The sequence below is a fragment of the Xanthomonas cannabis genome (assembly GCF_040616535.1).
GTDB classification, from domain to species: domain Bacteria; phylum Pseudomonadota; class Gammaproteobacteria; order Xanthomonadales; family Xanthomonadaceae; genus Xanthomonas; species Xanthomonas cannabis.
In genome coordinates this window covers 2,222,214-2,239,083 of record NZ_CP136580.1, presented here as the reverse complement: position 1 = coordinate 2,239,083, position 16,870 = coordinate 2,222,214, and the positions used below count along the sequence as shown (strand labels likewise).

10 protein-coding genes are annotated in these 16,870 nt (G+C 65.3%); all 10 read left to right on the top strand.

The genetic code is table 11. The features are described 5' to 3' along the window. The first annotated feature begins 468 nt into the window (after nt 1-468). The 10 genes from RZV17_RS09560 to RZV17_RS09515 all read left to right on the top strand — a co-directional run bounded on the left by RZV17_RS09560 (nt 469) and on the right by RZV17_RS09515 (nt 16,867). Nucleotides 469-2,703, top strand: a complete 2,235-nt coding sequence (locus RZV17_RS09560) for a methyl-accepting chemotaxis protein (protein ID WP_355608892.1) — start codon at nt 469-471, stop codon at nt 2,701-2,703. A 539-nt stretch (nt 2,704-3,242) separates the two neighbouring features. Beyond that, the gene (locus RZV17_RS09555; RefSeq protein WP_104581452.1) at nt 3,243-5,486 is read left to right on the top strand and encodes a methyl-accepting chemotaxis protein; all 2,244 of its coding nucleotides are present in this window, start codon (nt 3,243-3,245) and stop codon (nt 5,484-5,486) included. Nucleotides 5,487-5,938: 452 nt separating this feature from the next. Then, a complete protein-coding gene (locus RZV17_RS09550) occupies nt 5,939-8,611 on the top strand; it encodes a Cache 3/Cache 2 fusion domain-containing protein (RefSeq protein ID WP_166748521.1) in 2,673 nt (890 codons plus the stop codon). An 885-nt stretch (nt 8,612-9,496) separates the two neighbouring features. Continuing rightward, a complete protein-coding gene (locus tag RZV17_RS09545) occupies nt 9,497-10,288 on the top strand; it encodes a flagellar brake protein (RefSeq protein ID WP_047696210.1) in 792 nt (263 codons plus the stop codon). Nucleotides 10,289-10,411: 123 nt separating this feature from the next. Beyond that, nucleotides 10,412-10,897: a chemotaxis protein CheW gene (locus RZV17_RS09540; protein ID WP_005993869.1), complete on the top strand. Its 486-nt coding sequence runs from the start codon at nt 10,412-10,414 to the stop codon at nt 10,895-10,897. A 331-nt stretch (nt 10,898-11,228) separates the two neighbouring features. Beyond that, nucleotides 11,229-11,612 carry a hypothetical protein gene (locus tag RZV17_RS09535; protein WP_039408161.1) on the top strand — a complete coding sequence of 128 codons (384 nt, stop codon included), beginning with the start codon at nt 11,229-11,231 and terminating at the stop codon, nt 11,610-11,612. Between the two features lie 81 nt (nt 11,613-11,693). After that, complete coding sequence (locus tag RZV17_RS09530; protein ID WP_166745179.1) at nt 11,694-14,072, top strand: methyl-accepting chemotaxis protein; 2,379 nt, start codon at nt 11,694-11,696, stop codon at nt 14,070-14,072. Between the two features lie 262 nt (nt 14,073-14,334). Then, the gene (locus RZV17_RS09525) at nt 14,335-15,201 is read left to right on the top strand and encodes a CheR family methyltransferase (protein ID WP_355608886.1); all 867 of its coding nucleotides are present in this window, start codon (nt 14,335-14,337) and stop codon (nt 15,199-15,201) included. Beyond that, entirely contained in the window at nt 15,198-15,794 is a 597-nt protein-coding gene (gene cheD, locus RZV17_RS09520; protein WP_024937701.1) for a chemoreceptor glutamine deamidase CheD, read from the top strand. Before RZV17_RS09525 ends, cheD begins: the two co-directional genes overlap by 4 nt. Beyond that, nucleotides 15,791-16,867 (top strand): chemotaxis response regulator protein-glutamate methylesterase, encoded by a 1,077-nt coding sequence (locus RZV17_RS09515; RefSeq protein ID WP_047696216.1) that lies wholly within the window; start codon nt 15,791-15,793, stop codon nt 16,865-16,867. Before cheD ends, RZV17_RS09515 begins: the two co-directional genes overlap by 4 nt. Nucleotides 16,868-16,870 lie beyond the last annotated feature (3 nt).

Here is a 16,870-nt window from a genome sequence, read left to right as displayed (position 1 = left end):
GCTGCGCCCTTCAGCAATTGCGCCAGCGCGCCGCATACCCCACCGGTGACTCCGGCGCGTCGCCCCGCCCCCGCTTCACTCTCGCCTCGCCGGTGCATCCACCCGGCAACACGCCCGCCTGCACACAGCCATCACGCCCAAGGCGTGATCGAGCGGTGAATTGGCCGCGCGCGCAACGCCTGGCAATCATCCAGATAGCGAGCTTTCCAACCCTCGTGTGCACGCCCGCATCACCTCGGTGACGGCTGCCCGTACACGGCCGCGCAAGCGAGTTCAGGCGCCGCGGCAGTCGCCGTTACCGACCACAAGCATGCAGACCTGCCCCGCAACCGATTGCCGCGTGACACCTCTCACCGGCACCGATGGAGGGCTGGATGCCTGCCTGCCATGGCCCGGCTCGACGTAGTGATCTACGCGACTTGGCCGATGTGCATTCCCCCTTCCCGCCCATTGCCTCGAGATTCCAACATGATCGCTCTTCTACAACGGTACAACGTCGGCAAGCGCCTCACCTTCGCCTTCGGCACGCTGATCCTGCTGTCCTGCGGCCTGGTCGCCACCGGGCTGTACACGGTGGCGCAAGCACGCGAGCGCATCGACACCGTGGTCAACCGCAACATCACGATCATGCAGCACCTGCAGGACATGACCAACGCCAGCTCGGCGGTTGCCGTGCAACTGCGCAACATCGTGTTGCCCACCTCCGAGGCGGACAACCTGCGCTTTGCCGGCATCATCAAGGACAAGCTCGCTGCCTATGAAGACAGCCGCAGCACGCTGTACCTGTTTTCTGCATCGCCGGAGGCCACCGCCCTGCGACAGAAGATCGACCAGGCCAGCGAGTCGGCCAACAAGCTCAATGCGCAGGTCGCGGCGCTGGGCTTGAGCGGCAAGCCGGACGAAGCACTGGCACTGCTGCTGCAGAAAGCTGCGCCGGCCACCGAGCAGTGGCAGGACGCACTGGCCGGCTACTCGGCGTTGCAGCGCCGTCGCGCTACCGAAGCCTATGAAGCCGCCACCACGGCCATGGCACGCGGCCGTGCGATGCTGATCGGCGGCGGCCTGGCGGTGGTGTTGATCAGCGGCCTGCTGGGCTGGGCGATCACCCGCAGCCTGGTGCGTCCGCTGACCCAGGCCACGCGCGCCGCCGAGGCCATTGCCAACGGTAGCCTCGATAACGATGTGCGCACCCAGGCCAACGATGAAACCGGCCGCCTGTTGCAGGCCATGGACAAGATGCAGGACCAGGTGCGCAACCTGATCACCGCGCAGCTGGACATGGCCAAGCGCCACGACGAAGGCCAGATCAGCTTCCGCATGGATGCCGGCGCGTTCCCGGGCGACTTCGGGCGCATGGCCAACGACACCAACGAGCTGGTCGCCGCGCACATCAAGGTCAAGATGCAGACCATTCACCTGGTGGAACGCTATGCCATCGGCGATCTGAGCGAAGACATGCCGCAATTGCCCGGCGAAAAGGCCGCGATCACCACCGCGATGAATCAGGTCAAGCACAACCTGTCCACGATGAATCATGAGATCAAGCACCTGGCCCAGGCGGCGGCCAATGGCGACTTCAGTGCACGCGGCAATGCCGAGCAGTTCCAGTACGACTTCCGCCTCATGGTGGAAAGCCTCAACCACCTGATGGCTACCGCCGACGGCAACCTGCAGTCGCTCTCGGGCCTGTTGCAATCGATCGCCGCCGGCGACCTGACCGCACGCATGAGCGGCCAGTATCAGGGTGTGTTCGCGCAGATGCGCGACGACGCCAATGCCACCGCCGAACAGCTGGCCAACATCGTCGGCCGCATCCAGGAAGCAGCCGGTGCGATCGGCCTGGCCTCCGGCGAAATCGCCACCGGCAACCAGGACCTGTCGCAACGCACCGAGCAACAGGCGGCCAACCTGGAAGAAACCGCTGCCTCGATGGAAGAGCTCACCTCCACCGTCAAGCAGAATGCCGAACACGCCAGCCAGGCCAACCAGCTCGCCATCGGCGCCGCTGCGGTCGCCTCGCAAGGCGGCGACGTGGTGGCCAACGTGGTCACCACCATGTCCGATATCCAGGCCTCGTCCAAGAAGATCGCCGAGATCATCAGCGTGATCGACGGCATCGCCTTCCAGACCAATATCCTGGCACTGAATGCCGCAGTGGAAGCGGCACGTGCCGGTGAGCAGGGCCGCGGCTTTGCGGTGGTCGCCTCCGAGGTGCGCACCCTCGCCCAGCGCTCGGCCAGTGCGGCAAAGGAGATCAAGCACCTGATCGACGACTCGGTGGACAAGGTCGCGCAAGGCGCCACGCTGGTCGACCAGGCCGGCACCACCATGGCCGACATCGTCGCCAGCGTGCAGCGCGTCACCAACATCATGGGCGAAATTTCCTCAGCCTCGCAGGAGCAGTACGCCGGGATCGAGCAGGTCAACCAGACCGTGACCCAGATGGACGAAACCACCCAGCAGAACGCCGCTTTGGTGGAAGAAGCCACAGCCGCCGCCCGCGCAATGGAAGAGCAGGCACAGCAGCTCACCGAAGCGGTGGCCGTGTTCAAGGTGCACAACGGCAACCACGCTGCGCGCGTCCTCGCCCGTCAACCCATCAAACCGGCAGCATCGTCTTGCCCGCCGCGTCTGCGCAGCACCGCGCGAGCGCCCGCGTCCGCTCTGGCCACGACAGGCAGCGACGACTGGCGCGAGTTCTGAGCCATTGCTACCGCGCAATGACTCCCGTCTTGCTCCCTGACGGCCGGCCTGGCGCTCCCAGGTCGGCCTTCGGTTTGTCTGGAGCAGCCGCGCACCACGTGCACCCCAGAGCACCGCTGTCCGCCCGACGTCGATGAGCTGTGCCGCGCCGAGATACGACGACACCTCCTGGACCGATCCCAGTGCAGCCTCGTCGCGCATTGCCACAGCGCGGCCCGTCTCTGCGGCGGCAACGCGGCCGGTACACCCGCGTGAAATCCTTCTACACATCCAGCTGGACTCGCGTTGTCGTTTCCACCTGAAAAGCTGCCTCCTGACAGCGCTCCAGGGGTCGCTCCCGACAGCCGGACACCAACTCCCTACCCGGTCTACACACGGCCATCACGTGCCTGATCCAGGGATTTACCCCGGAAAAGCAGACACATCAACGGCGCAGCGCCCGGGCCGTTACTGGAACACGCAAGGCATCCATCGCCCGCAACTCTGCGGTGCACGCTTTCAGCTCTTGCCGCTCGCCCATCCATTCATCAGGCCATTCCATGACTTCTTTTTTGCACCGCTTCAACGTCGGCAAACGCCTCTCGCTGGCATTCGGCATCTTGATCCTGCTGTCGTGCGCATTGATTGCCGCTGGCCTGTACACGCTCGGCCAGGCACGCGAGCGGCTGGACACCATCGTCAACCGCAACATGGCGATGATCCAGTACGCCACCGACATGTTGGACGCCAATGCCACCATTTCGTTGAATCTGCGCAACATCGTGCTGCCGACCACTGCCCAGCAGAGCCGTGAGTTCGGTGAAACGATCGACGCCCAGCGTGTGCGTTACAAGGAGCTGCGCGAAAAACTCTACGCTTTCCCTGCCGATGCACATGACCAGCAACTGCGTGATGTCCTGGACAAGACACGCGAGCAGGCGTTGTCTCACAACCAGCAAGTGCGCGAACTGGGCACCGCCGGCAAGGTCGACGAAGCCATGCCGATCCTCATCCAGCGCGCCGCGCCGGCCACGCAGCGCTGGCAGGATGCAATCAGGACGTATTCCAACGCACAGCGCGAAAGCAGCCAGGTAGCCTATGCACAAGCCAACGACGCCATGGCGCGTGGCCGCCGCCTGTTGATCTGCGGTGGCGTGGGTGTGGTCCTGCTCAGCGTTCTGCTGGCCTGGATCATCACCCGCAGCCTCACTGGCCCACTGAACCGCGCGACCCGCGCCGCCGAAGCGATCGCCAACGGCCGGCTCGACAACGCCGTGCACACCGATGCAAGTGACGAGACCGGCCGCCTGCTGCAGGCCATGGACGCCATGCAATCGCAGGTGCGCAACCTCATCACCGCCCAGCTGGACATGGCCAAGCGCCACGATGCCGGCCAGATCAGTTTCCGCATGGACGCCGGCGTGTTCCCGGGCGACTTCGGCCGCATGGCCGGCGACACCAACACCCTGGTCGACAGCCACATCCAGCTCACCACACGCCTTGCGCAGATCATGGGCCGCTACGCCATCGGCGACCTGAGCGACGACATGGACCAGCTGCCGGGCGAAAAGGCCACCCTCACCGACACCATGGCGCAGGTCAAAGCCAATCTGACAGCGATGAACCAGCAGATCAAACAGCTGGCAACGGCCGCAGCCGATGGCGATTTCAGTGCGCGCGGCGACGCGGCGCAGTTCCAGTACGACTTCCGCATCATGGTCGAAAGCCTCAACCAGCTGATGGCCACCGCCGACGGCAGCCTGCAATCGCTGTCGGGCATGCTGCAGGCGATTGCCGCCGGCGACCTCACCGCACGCATGGACGGCGACTTCAAGGGCGTCTTCGCGCAGATGCGCGACGATGCCAATGCCACCGCCACCCAGTTGGCCGGCATCGTCGGGCATATCCAGACCTCGGCGGTGTCGATCAATGCCGCTGCCAGCGAAATTGCCGCCGGCAACAACGACCTGTCGCAGCGCACCGAACAACAGGCCGCCAACCTGGAAGAAACCGCAGCGTCCATGGAGGAGCTCACCTCGACCGTCAAGCAGAACGCCGAAGGCGCACGGCAGGCCAATCAGCTGGCCATCGGCGCGGCCAGTGTCGCTTCGCAAGGTGGCGAAGTGGTCGGCAAGGTGGTCGACACCATGGCCGGCATCCAGGCCTCGTCGAAGAAGATCGCCGACATCATCTCCGTCATCGATGGCATCGCCTTCCAGACCAATATCCTGGCCTTGAACGCAGCGGTGGAAGCGGCGCGCGCCGGCGAACAGGGCCGCGGCTTTGCGGTGGTGGCCTCGGAAGTGCGCACCTTGGCGCAGCGTTCTTCGGCGGCCGCCAAGGAGATCAAGGACCTGATCGGCGACTCCGTGCAACGTGTGGCCGATGGCTCGCAGCTGGTGGACCAGGCCGGCCGCACCATGGCCGAGATCGTGGCGTCGGTGCAGCGCGTCACCGACATCATGAGCGAGATCTCCGCTGCATCGCAGGAACAGTCGGCCGGCATCGAGCAGGTCAACCTCACCGTCACCCAGATGGACGAGGCCACCCAGCAAAACGCTGCACTGGTGGAAGAAGCCACCGCCGCTGCCCGCGCGATGGAAGAACAGGCCCAGCAGCTGACCGAAGCGGTGGCGGTGTTCAAGATCGAGCGCCATCCGCCGCTTGCCGCTCGCAGTGCGCCGGTTGGCCACGCAGGTGCCGTGCCGCGTCGCATACCGCGCCCGGTGCTGGCTTCCACCTCCACCCGCAGCAGCGCCGGCGCTGCAGCCACCACCACGATTGGCGAATGGCAGGAGTTCTGAGCCATTGATCGGCCTGACGTGCGCCGCGCACTCCCCCGGCACGGTGCGTCAACCGGCCTGACCGCGCGGTACGACAGCACCACTCGCCGGCATCGGGTGGCGGCCGCCGGCCATTAAGCAGCTCCGCAACCCGTTCGCCGCACCACACAGCATTCGAGAGCGTTCGATTCGCCAACTGCGAATCTTGCGGGCCGCTTCCCTGGCGAGGGGAAGCGGCCCTTTTTTTGGGTTGCCACACTCGGTCGCTGACCGAGCCAGACGCGCCAATATTCATGCATTCATAACAAATGCCAGAATCGCTCAGGACACTGAAAGCGATTTCATACACTGGAAACTTAACGCACTGCCCCGTTTTATGCAGATTTCGGCATAAAACATCAATTTCAAGCATAGGCGGCCGCTATCAGGTTCACGCATCCGTAACGCCCTCCCCCGGGCAAGGTCGATTCCTCATGCATTTCTTCAACCGGCTGTCCGTCGGCACACGGCTTTCTGCCCTCCTCACCGTGGTCATTGCCATTTCGCTCGGCCTGCTGGCCATGACCATCTACCGGCAATCGGCCGGCGACATCGAAGCGCAGGTCAAGGCCGAGCTGCGTTCGAGCACGCGCCTGATGCAGCAGTCGGTAGGCATGTACGACGTCACCCTGACCGAAGGCACCCAGCGTCTGGGCAGCGTGTTCGACGACATGCTGCCGCGTGGCGCACGCCAGCTGGAGACCTCCCGCACCGTCACCATCGGCGAGCAGCACACGCCATCGCTGCAGGCCGGCACGCAGGTCCTGAATCTCAACTTCGAGGCAGTGGACCGCTTTGCGCAGGCCACCGGCGGCGTTGCGACCATCTTCGCGCGCACCGGCGACGACTTCGTGCGCATCACCACCTCGCTGCGCAACAAGCAGAACGAGCGCGTGATCGGCACCCTGCTCGACCGCAAGGGCAAGGCCTACGCCGCACTGTCCGAAGGCAAGCCCTTCACTGGCCAGGCACAGCTGTTCGGCGAGCAGTACATGACCCACTACGCACCGCTGCGCAACGACGCCGGCGAAGTGATCGGCGCGCTGTTCGTCGGTCGCAACTACACCCAGGGCCTGGCCGCACTCAAGGCGCAGGTCAGCGCGACCACGCTGGGCCAGGACGGGTATTTCGTCATCGCCGACATGGCACCGGGCGAACGCCAGGGCCAGATCATCGCCGCACCGCCCGGTACGCCTGCGACCTTGTCGGCGCTGGTGCCGGCCGACCAGCAGGCCGCGCTGCAGTCGGTCCTGGACGGCAAGCAGCCCAGCGCCAACCTGCAACTGCGCGATGCCAAGGGCAACAGCCAGGCCTTCGAAGTCACCGCACAGCGTTATGCACCGTGGCAGTGGGCGGTGATCGGCACCCAGCCGCGCAGCGCCATCGACGGCCCGCTCAACGAACTGCTGGGCAGCATGCTGCTGTTTTCGCTGGTGGTGCTGGCCTTGTGCATCGCGGTGGTGTTCATCGCCGCGCGCAAGATGGTCACCCGCCCGCTGGCGGCAGTGGAACGCGTGCTCGGCGACGTTGCCGCTGGCCGCCTGGACAACCCCATCGAGATCGACCGCCACGATGAACTCGGCCGCCTGCTGCTCAGCGCCCGCACCATGCGCGACGACCTGCGCGCACGCCTGGAACGCGACCACCTGATCGCCAGCGAGGCGCTGCGCGTGCGTACCGCGCTGGACGATGTCAGCACCAACGTGATGATCGCCGATGCCGATCGCCGCATCATCTATGTCAATCGTCCGCTGCAGCGCATGCTCAAGAGCGTGCAGGACGAGCTGCGGCGCGACTTGCCCAACTTCGACGCCGATGCCCTGATCAATGCCAGCATCGACCAGTTCCATCGCAAGCCCGAGCATCAGGCGCGCATGCTCGACCAGCTCACCAGCACGCACGTGGCACAGATCCATGTCGGCGGCCGCACCATGCGTCTGGTGGTCAGCCCCGTGCTTGGCGCCGCCGGCGAGCGCATGGGGTTTGTGGTCGAGTGGGCCGACCGCACCCAGGAAGTCCAGGTAGAACAGGAAGTGGCCCGCATCGTGCAGGCCGCCGCCGCCGGCGACCTGAGCGAGCGTGTCAGCCTCGACGGAAAGCAGGGCTTCCTGCTGTTGCTTGCCCAGCAACTCAACGCCCTGCTGGACAACAACGCCGACGGCTTGTCGCGCGTCTCCGCGTTGCTCTCTTCGCTGTCGCAAGGCGATCTGACCGCGCGCATGGACGGCGACCTGCAAGGCGTGTTCGCCACCATCCGCGACGACGCCAATGCCACCGCCGACCAGCTGGCCGGCATCGTGCGCCGGATCAAGGACTCGTCGCTGGCGATCAACTCCGCGGCCACTGAAATCGCCACCGGCAACGGCGACCTGTCGCGCCGCACCGAACAGCAGGCTGCTGCGCTGGAAGAAACCGCCGCCTCGATGGAAGAGCTCACCGCCACCGTCAAGCAGAACGCCGACAATGCCGACCAGGCCAACCGCCTGGTGCTGGATGCCGCCGGCGTGGCGGCCAAGGGCGGCGACGTGGTCGGCCGCGTGGTCAGCACCATGGCCGACATCGACACCTCGTCCAAGAAGATCGCCGAGATCATCAGCGTCATCGACGGCATCGCCTTCCAGACCAACATCCTGGCCTTGAACGCCGCCGTGGAAGCCGCCCGTGCCGGCGAACAGGGCCGTGGCTTTGCCGTGGTCGCCAGCGAAGTACGCACGCTGGCCCAGCGCTCGGCCGGCGCCGCCAAGGAGATCAAGCACCTGATCGAAGATTCGGTAACCCGCATCGGTAACGGCGCTGCACTGGCCTCCGAAGCCGGCAGCACCATGCAGCAAGTGGTGAGCTCGGTGCAGCGCGTCACCGACATCATGGGCGAAATCACCAGCGCCTCGCGCGAGCAGGCCGCCGGCATCACCCAGGTCAACCAGACCGTCACCCAGATGGACGAAACCACCCAGCAGAACGCCGCCCTGGTGGAAGAAGCAACCGCAGCCGCACGCGCAATGGAAGACCAGGCCGCGCAGCTGGTGGACGCAGTGGCTGTGTTCCGGCTCGAACAGGAAGATCGCCTGAGCACCCTACTGGCCAACGCACGTCACGCCTACAGCTGATTCAGGGCACCACAACGACGCACGCGTGCAGAGCGCCATGCTGCAAGGACGTACTTGCAGCGTGTCCTGGGATGGTGGGCGGGCGGGCCAGGATCCAGCAGCAAAGGCGCAGATGATCCGCTCTGCGTCTTTGCTGCCGGGATCAGGCAATCATGTAGCGACATCTGCATCGTGCGTGTAGCGATCGCTTGGCTGTCTTCAAGTCCGGTCGGGGGCGCGGCGCCCTCACCGCTCGCGGGACACGCCGTGAATCCGTCCGTGGAGGCTCGGTGGCGGCATCCATGCCGCCACACGGTCCCGCAATCGGCGAGGACACCACGCCAGACAGTTGGCTGGTGGTTTTACTGAAGAGCGAAGACACCGCATCGCAAGGGTTGCTGGTTGCTCTGCTAATAGCTCTGCACACCGACCAACACGACTGGTCCTTGCCCGCCCACCGTCGCAGGACCCTTGGCGGCATGGATGCCGCCACGGAGACTACAGGGATGTACTTGCGGCGTGTCCTGCGATGGTGGGCGGGCAAGGGCCCTGCAGTAAAGGCGCAGATGATCCGCTCTGCGCCTGATCCGTCCGTAGCGAGCGACCAGGTCGAGACGCCTAAAATGCGCGTCTCGCAAGCCCTTGGCGATCTTCAAGTCTGGTCGAGCGCGCGGCGCCCTCACCGCTCGCGGGACACGCCGTGAATCCGTCCGTGGAGGCTCGGTGGCGGCATCCATGCCGCCACACGGTCCCGCAAGCGGCGAGGACACCACGCCAGACGGTTGGCTGGTGGTTCAGCGAACGCATCTTGTCAGCAGCGCTTAAAGATTTCGCTTTGCCGCCGATATCAAGGCGACGCCGGGACAACCTTCCGGGCCTCATCCCGCTTCCACTGTGCTTGTGCCCATGTCCCAAGGCGATACCTCAGAGTCAGAGCTGGACCACGATGCCGATCACCTCGCCGAAGGTGACGAGCGTTACCTGCTGCGCAACAAGCGGCAGATCCGTGGGTTGTTGCGCCAGCTGTTGGACCAACGCGCCGTGGTGACCATGCACGTGGCTGGCCGCGACATGGCCGTGCCCACCGCCGTGCTGGAAATCGATGAGGACGACGACTGCGTGATCCTGGACGGCAGCCATAACGATGCCTCCAACCGCGCCATCGAAGGCGCCAAGTACCTGCTGTGCTACGCCCAGCTGGAACGGGTCAACATCCGCTTCCGCCTGGACAAGGCCGAACGCCTGGAGCGCGACATCCACGTCGCCTTCCGCGCCGAGCTGCCGGAAGTGATGTACCACCTGCAGCGCCGCGAGTCGTATCGGCTGGAGACCCCGATCACCGACTCCCCCATCTGCATCATCCGCCAGGATGACGCGCAGGGCGGCAACCTCAACCTGCAGCTACGTGTGATCGACATCAGCAGCGGCGGCCTGGCCGTCTCGCTCACTGCCGGCATGCCCCTGCTCGAACCGCATCGCACCTACCGCAACTGCACCCTGCAACTGCCCGATGCCGCGCCGATCGCGCTGCCGCTCACGGTCTGCAGCCAGTACAAGCAGACCCTGCCCAACGGCAGCGAAGGCTTCCGGGTCGGCATGCAGTACAGCGACCTGCCGCGCGGCGCCGATGAAACCATCCAGCGCTACATCTTCCGGGTCGACCGCCAGCGCAATGCGCGCAAGAGCGGCGTGTTCTGAACCCGACCGTACCGTCCCCGGCACGCACCTAAAGTTGCCGAGCGCGGCGCCGATGTTGCTATGGCAACCCTCTTCCAACCCTGTGCCGCAACCTGACACTCAGCCGCAACGCCCGGAGTTTTCATGAACGACAAAAGCACTGCCACCGGCACCGGTGGTGAATTCCTCAGCTTCGCCCTGGGCGAAGAACACTACGGCGTGGACATCCTGAAAGTGCAGGAAATCCGCGGCTACGATTCGGTCACCCGCCTGCCGGACGCGCCCGATTACATCAAGGGTGTGATCAACCTGCGCGGCACCATCGTGCCCGTGATCGACCTGCGCCTGAAGCTGCGCCTGAAAGAAGCGCGCTACGACGCCTTCACCGTGATGATCGTGCTCAACGTCGAAGACCGCGTGGTCGGCATCGTGGTCGACAGCGTCTCGGACGTCATCCCGCTCAACGACGACCAGATCCGCCCGACCCCCGAATTCGGCGCATCGGTGGACACCCGCTTCATTTCCGGTATCGGCACCCAGGACGATCGCATGCTGATCCTGCTGGACATCGAAACCCTGCTGGACAGCACCGAGCTGGGTCAGCAGCAGCTGGCCGAAGAAGCCGCCTGATCGGCGTTGCCGATCGACGCGTCCGAGCGACGCGACGGAAGTAGCGGTGCCCGCGGTCGTCAGATGGCGTGTGACTGGCAGTGACTGCGACGTGCGTTTGCACGTCGCACACCGGCAGCCCACACGCAATCAGACGGCCGCAGCGGTTTCTGGACCGCCTGTACGACCATCAGGTGTCAGGAGCTCCCCGACACGCGACGTACGACCGAATCAAAGTGCGATGCGATTCACGTTTTTTGGATTCAAGTTGAACCGGAGCTAGCCGATAGCTGAATAGAAGCCCGCGTTCACAAACGGGTCACTGTTCGACTTTCGATTCTGGAGAATCCACATGAAGTTCCTGCTCTCGCTCCTCCCCGTCGCTGCTCTCGTGATCGTTGCTCCCACGCTGTCGGCTCAGTCGCAGGAAATGATTCCGCCGGAGATGGCCACCCGCTTCGTCGGCAAGGACGGCATGGTGTGCGGCAAGGTCGAAAAGGCCAAGTACGCGCAGAGCTCGGAAGGTGAGCCCACCTTCCTGTACATGGGCGGCATGTTCCCGCGCCACACCTTCTCGGCCCGCATCGACGGCGCCAACCGCGGCAAGTTCAGCTTTGCCCCCGAATCCCTGGAAGGCAAGGACGTCTGCGTCCTCGGCAAGATCCAGCGCGACAGCTCGCGCGCCGAAATCGAAGTCAGCTCCCCGGCCGGCCTGAAGCTCGCCACCATCAAGTAATCGCCTCGCACATCGCCACGCCCACGCGTGGCGATGTGCTGTGTGGATTATGCGGACTGACTTCTACGGGGAATCGTGTCAATGCAATGGATCAATAATCTGAAGTTGATGCCGCGCCTGATGCTCGCATTCGGCATCGTGCTGCTGATCATGCTGGTGCAGGGAATCATCGCCTACTCGGGCCTGGCATCGCTCAACAACGTCACCCGCGACCTGGCCGGCAACACCATGTCCAGCGTGCGCGAAGCCGGCGACCTGCGCGGCATGCTCGGCGAATACCGGAATGCGTCTTATCAGAACCTCGTGCGCGCCAGCGACGCGGTCAAGCAGGAAGCCAAGGTCCGCGCCAAGCGCCTCAATGGCGAAATCGAAGCCACGATCAAGGGCTACCCGCGCCTGATCGAAAGCCCGCAACAGAAAAAACTCTTCGACGTCTTCGTGGCGGACTGGAAGAAGGCCGCCGCCTCCTACGCCAGCGTCGACGAAATGGTCGAACTGAACCTGCCCGACGATGCGGTCGACACCTTTGTCGGCGAAACCCGCACCCTGCACAACAAGGCCAAGGATTCGCTGGCCGCGTTGATCGCCGAAGACAACCTGCTGGCGCAGGCCGCCAAGACCAAGGCCGAAAAGGTCCACGCCACCTCGGTCACGCTGACCCTGCTGGTGTTGCTGATCGGCATTGCCGGCGGCCTGGGCCTGGCGTTCCTGTTTGCCCGCGCCATCGTGCGCAGCATGCGTGGTGCGGTCAGCACCGCCACCGAGATCGCCGGCGGCAAGCTGGACGGCCAGATCAACGTGCAGGGCCAGGATGAAGTGGCCGAACTGATGCGTTCCATGCAGCGCATGCAGCGCGATCTGAAGGAGCGCATCGAACGCGACCGCACCATCGCCGACGAAAACCTGCGTATCCGTACCGCGCTGGACAAGTCGTCCACCGGCACCTTCATCACCGATCCCGACCGCGTCATGATCTACGCCAACGACGCGTTCAAGAAGATCGTTGCGCAGTACGAGAGCAGCATCCGCCTGGCCTCGCCGGAATTCGATGCCAACAAGGTCATCGGCCAGCACATCAGCTACCTGGGCCTGTCGGATGCGACCGTGCGCAAGGCCATTGCCGCGCTGGAACGCGATGGTGTCACCAGCTTCGAAGAACGCTTCGGCGAAGTGGTGCTGGCGCAGACCGTCACCGGCATCAAGAACGAGCACGGCGAGAATACCGGCGAAGTCTGCGAATGGCGCGACCGCACCATCGAAGTCCAGGTCGAAGAAGAAGTCGCCCGCATCGTGCGTGCCGCCGCCAGCGGCGACATGAGCGGCCGGGTGGAAACCGACGGCAAGCAGGGCTTCTTCCTGCAGCTGGCGCAGCAGCTCAACGGCTTGCTGGATGCCAACGCCGCCAGCATCGAGCAGATTTCGTCGCTGCTGTCTGCGTTGTCGCGTGGCGACCTCACCGTGCGCATGCACGGCCAGTTCAGCGGCGTGTTCGCGCAGATGCGTGACGATGCCAATGCCACCGCCGAACAGCTGGCCGACATCGTCGGGCGCATCAAGTCTTCGTCCACCGCCATCAACGCGGCGGCCGGCGAGATCGCCTCCGGCAACACCGACCTGTCGCATCGCACCGAACAGCAGGCCGCCAACCTGGAAGAAACCGCCGCCTCGATGGAGGAGCTCACCTCCACCGTCCGGCAGAACGCCGAAAGCGCCCGCCAGGCCAATCAGCTGGCGATCGGCGCCACCGGTGTGGCCTCGCAGGGCGGCGAGGTGGTGTCGCAGGTGGTCACTACCATGTCCGGCATCGAAGCCTCGTCCAAGAAGATCGCCGACATCATCAGCGTCATCGACGGCATTGCGTTCCAGACCAACATCCTGGCCTTGAATGCCGCGGTGGAAGCCGCGCGTGCCGGCGAACAGGGCCGCGGCTTTGCGGTGGTGGCCTCGGAAGTGCGCACGCTGGCACAGCGCTCGGCCGGTGCGGCCAAGGAGATCAAGGGCTTGATCGACGATTCCGTGCACAAGGTCGCCGAAGGCTCGGCACTGGTGCGCAAGGCCGGTGCCACCATGGCCGACATCGTGGCCAGCGTGCAGCGCGTGACCGACATCATGGGCGAGATTTCGGCCGCTTCGCAGGAGCAGTCGGCCGGCATCGAGCAGGTCAACCAGACCATCACCCAGATGGACGAGACCACCCAGCAGAACGCCGCGTTGGTGGAAGAAGCCACGGCCGCCGCCCGCTCGATGGAAGAGCAGGCCGGCCACCTGGCCGAAGCGGTGTCGGTGTTCAAGCTGGACGAACCGGCCGCCGTCGCCGCGCAGGCCCGCGTGCGCCCGGTGGCATCGCGTCCGGTTGGCGTCAAGACCGCCGCCAAGCCGGCCCCGCGCACTGCGGCAACGTCCGCGCGACCTGCCACGCCACAGGCCGCCCTGGCCGACGGTAACTGGCAAGAGTTCTGATCCACCGCTGTCACCCACAACGCCCCGGCCCTGCCGGGGCGTTGTGCATTTGGAGCCGCTGCTGGAGCCTGGATCTACGTTGACCCCTGCGCGCGCACGCTGCCGGGGATGTCACGGCGTGCGGCGTCAGCGCGCAGCGCCCCACAAACGCGCAGCCCGGCCGAATCACACTGCCGACCGAACACAACCGCGCGCAATCCACGCATTGGCGCTTCAGTTGCGCGGCTCCGTGGCCGATATCCAGTGATAGCTCACGACGCGTATGGATATGACGACCACGACTTCCGCTTCAGACACACGCGAATTTGATTTCGGCGACCGCGACTTCAAGCGCGTCTGCGATTTGATCTACCAGCGTGTCGGCATCTCCCTGGCCCCGGCCAAGCGCGACATGGTGTATGGCCGCCTGTCGCGTCGCCTGCGCGCGCTCGGTCTGCGCTCGTTCCGCGAGTACATCGACCAGCTCGAAGCCGGCAACGACGAAGAAGAATGGCAGGCGTTCACCAACGCGCTGACCACCAACCTGACCTCGTTCTTCCGCGAGCCGCACCACTTCGACAAGCTGCGCGAAGAACTGCAGAAGCGCGCTTCGCAGGCGTCATTGAAGATCTGGTCGTGCGCCGCCTCCACCGGCGAGGAGCCCTACTCCATCGCCATCACCGCCTGCGAAGCCTTCGGCACGCTGACTCCGCCGGTGAGCATCGTGGCCACCGACGTGGACACCCAGGTGCTGGAAACCGCCTCGCGCGGCGTCTACGCCATCGACCGCGTCGCCTCGCTGGATGCTTCGATCAAGCGCAAGTACTTCCAGCGCGGCAGCGGCCCCAACGAGGGCAAGTGCCGGGTGATTCCGGCGCTGCGCCAGCTCATCGAATACCGCCAGCTGAACCTGCTGGCCCCGCGTTACGACGTGGGCGGCCCGTACGCGGCGCTGTTCTGCCGCAACGTGATGATCTATTTCGACAAGCCCACCCAGCGCGGCATCCTGTCGCGTCTGGTCAGCCACATGGGCGACGACGGCCTGCTCTACACCGGGCACTCGGAGAACTACCTGCACGCGGCCGATCTGATCCAGCCGTGCGGCCGCACGCTGTATCGGCGCGCCCCGCGCGCAGGAGCCTCTGCATGAGCACCGCCGTGCAAGTCGATGACGTGATGCGGTACCGCGATTCGCGCTTCCAGACCATCACCGCCAAGCTGCTGCCCACCCAATACCTGGTGGTGGACGACGACACCGCGTTGACGACCACCTTGGGATCGTGCGTTGCAGCCTGCTTGCGCGACCCGGTGCTCAAGATCGGCGGCATGAATCACTTCCTGCTGCCCGAAGGTCAGGTCGGCGATGGCGCACCCGCGCGCTACGGCAGTTATGCGATGGAGTTGCTGATCAACGACATGCTCAAGCGCGGCGCGCATCGCAAACGCATCGAAGCCAAGGTCTTCGGCGGCGCCAACGTGCTCAAGGGCTTCACCAGCAACCCGGTCGGCACCCGCAACGCCGAGTTCGTCCGCCAGTACCTGCAGGCCGAACACATTCCCATCATTGCCGAAGATCTGTGCGGCATCCATCCGCGCAAGGTGTGGTTCTTCCCGACGACCGGCCGGGTGGTCGTGCAGCGTCTGCCGCACGCACACGAAGCCGAAGTCGCCGCCGCCGAATCGGCCGTGCGTGCCCGTCTGTCCAAAGCACCGGTCACCGGTGGAGTGGAGCTGTTCGAATGACGCTGGAAACTCCCGTACGTGTCCTCATCGTCGACGATTCGGCGGTGGTACGTCAGATGCTCACCGAAATCCTCTCGCGCGACCCCGGCATCGAAGTGGTCGGCTCAGCCGCCGACCCGCTGCTGGCGCGCGAAAAGATCAAACGCCTCAATCCGGACGTGCTCACGCTGGATGTGGAAATGCCGCGCATGGACGGGCTGGTGTTCCTGGAAAACCTGATGCGGCTGCGGCCGACGCCGGTGGTGATGATTTCGTCGCTGACCGAGCGCGGCGCCGACACCACCCTGCAGGCCCTGTCGCTGGGCGCGGTGGACTTCGTGTCCAAGCCCAAGATCGATGTCGCGCGCGGGCTGGAAGGCTATGCCGAGGAGATCGTCAGCAAGGTCAAGATGGCCGCCAAGGCCAAGGTCAGCGCGCTCAATCGCCCCAGCACCCCCAAGGTCACCCTGGACATGCAATCGGCGCCGGTGCCGGGCAGCGCACTGCGCTTCCGCACCACCGACCGCCTGATCGCGATCGGCGCCTCCGCCGGTGGCACCGAAGCACTGCGCGTGGTGCTCGAACACATGCCCGCCGACGCGCCCGCGGTGGTGATGACCCAGCACCTGCCGGCCAGCTTCAGCACCGCCTTCGCCGAGCGCCTCAACCGCCACTCGGCGATGTCGGTGCGCGAGGCCAGCGATGGCGAAGCCATCCTTCCCGGCCACGCGTATCTGCCGCCGGGCGGCCAGCACCTGCGCATCATCCGCGACGGTGCGCGCTGGCGCTGCCGCATCGACGACGGCCCGCCGGTCAATCGGCACAAGCCGGCGGTGGACGTGCTGTTCCGCTCGGTCGCTGCCAATGCCGGGCCCAATGCGGTGGGCGCCATCCTCACCGGCATGGGCGACGACGGCGCGCGCGGCCTGCTGGAAATGCTGCAGGCCGGCGCCCCCACCCTGGTACAGGACGAAGCCAGCAGCGTGGTCTGGGGCATGCCGGGTGCCGCCTACAAGCTGGGCGCCGCGCAGGAAGTGGTGCCGCTGGACCGCGTGGCCGAACGGCTCATCGCACTGTCGGCGCAGGCGCGCTGATCG